At 36.6% G+C, this 1,987-nt stretch carries 1 protein-coding gene; it reads left to right on the forward strand.

Annotated features, from left to right (window positions below):
- Positions 1-166 precede the first annotated feature (166 nt).
- Positions 167-1,885 carry an IS1634 family transposase gene (locus J2S74_RS27250; RefSeq protein ID WP_307332911.1) on the forward strand — a complete coding sequence of 573 codons (1,719 nt, stop codon included), beginning with the start codon at positions 167-169 and terminating at the stop codon, positions 1,883-1,885.
- Positions 1,886-1,987: the final 102 nt, after the last annotated feature.

The raw sequence follows: 1,987 nt of genomic DNA on the forward strand, positions 1-1,987 counted from the left end.
CCCTAATTTTGCAGTACTAAGAATAAATGTATAACCCGAAACCCTTGATATAACTATCGGTTTCGGGCATTTTTATTTTATTTTTTTGTCAAATAATAGTGGATTAATGTAGATTTAAATAGTATAATGTAAGTAATATCAAGGATTTGATCGGGAGGGTAGTCATATGTTTCTTCGTAAAATGAAAAACAAAAAAACTGGACGAACATATTTGTCTATTGTACATAGTTACCGCGATAAGGTTACTAAAAAGACTAAATCCAAAACGATTGAATCTCTTGGCTACCTAGATGAATTGGAAAAACAGTATGAAGATCCCATTTCTTATTTCGAAGAAAAGGTCAGTGAAATGAATAAAAAACAGGAGACGGTTTCTTCTCCCATCACTCTCAGCATTAACAGAGGAGAGCGGGTTCAAACCGATGGATCCAATCGAAAAAATTTAGGTTATGCCGCACTAAGTAAAATCTATCATGAACTCGGTATTCATACCTTTCTCACAAACAGACAGCGACATACAAAGAATGATTACGATGCTAATAGCATCATGAAACTCCTCATTTTTGGACGCCTGCTTAATCCTGGCTCCAAAATGAAAACGTATCGAAACAAAGATACGTTTTTTGAAAAAATGGACTTTTCTTTGGACGATATCTATCGCTCTCTAACTTTCTTCAATAAGCATAAAGACGCGCTCCAACTGTGGATGCATGAACGAATTACAAAGCAATATGAGCGCAATACCAGCCTTGTCTACTATGATGTGACGAATTATTATTTTGAGATAGATGAACAGGATGAATTAAGAAGAAAAGGGGTATCGAAGGAGCACCGCCCTGATCCGATTGTGCAAATGGGATTATTCATGGATACCGATGGTATCCCAATTACATATGGACTTTATGCGGGAAATACGCTGGACAAGCAAACGCTCATACCAATGCTAGGAAAGGTACAGCGCAACTTTTCACTTGGCAAAACTATTGTCGTCGCTGATAAAGGGATGACTACCGGAGATAACATATGGTATACGTTATCTGCAAAAAACGGCTACATTTTAAGCTATTCAATCCGTGGAGCCAACAAAAAATTTAAAGAGTATGTTCTGAACGAGAACGGTTATCGTTCTATCGGTGAAGATTTTAAAATTAAATCAAGACTCTATCCGAGAGAGATTACCGTTACTGCTAAAAATGGCAAAAAGATAAAAAAAACTGTAGATGAAAAACAAGTTATTTTTTACAGTAGGAAATATGCAACGAAAGCCAAAGCCGATCGAGCAGCAGCATTGGAAAAGGCAAGAGATCTCGTTACCAATCCTTCTAAATATAACAGAGCAACATCAGTTGGCGCTGCTAAATACGTAAAGAATCTTACTTTTGATAAAGAAACAGGGGAGATTCTGAATAGCGCCAATCAGACGCTCCTTTTTGACGAAGAAAAGCTTCGGAAAGAAGAGGAATTAGATGGGTACTACGCTATTTTGACGAGCGAATACCAAGAATCTGATGAACGTATTGTAGAAATATATAGGGGGCTCTGGAAGATTGAAGAGTCCTTTAAAGTAACGAAAAGCGATCTAGAGAGTAGACCAATCTATCTTTCAAGACAAGAACATATTGAAGCTCATTTCCTTACCTGTTTTGTATCTCTTGTCATTGCAAGGATATTGGAGCGACGCTTAAAAGGAAAGTATTCGGTTACAGCCATACTTGAGAGTCTAAAGAAGGCTTCGTGTAGCCATATACAGGAAAACTATTATCTGTTTGATTTTTATGATGAAGTACTTGGAGATGTTAAAGAAGAATTAGGAATAGATTTAGGCCAAAAGTGTCGGTCATTAGGAGAAATAAAAAAAATTTTAGGTGAGGTCAAAAAAGGGTAATTTACACTACAACTTTCTGACAAAAAGAAACAGCCAAAGAACCAGTATTACCAATGGTTCAAGGCTGTTTTTTCTTCATTCTAACTGCAAAAGTCAGGATAT

Origin of the sequence: Evansella vedderi, from assembly GCF_030813435.1 — a bacterium.
Taxonomy (GTDB): Bacteria; Bacillota; Bacilli; order Bacillales; family Salisediminibacteriaceae; genus Evansella; species Evansella vedderi.

Excerpts from the sequence above, each read along its gene's own strand:
- J2S74_RS27250 (WP_307332911.1), top strand. The coding sequence starts at position 167 with ATGTTTCTTCGTAAAATGAAAAACAAAAAAACTGGACGAACATATTTG.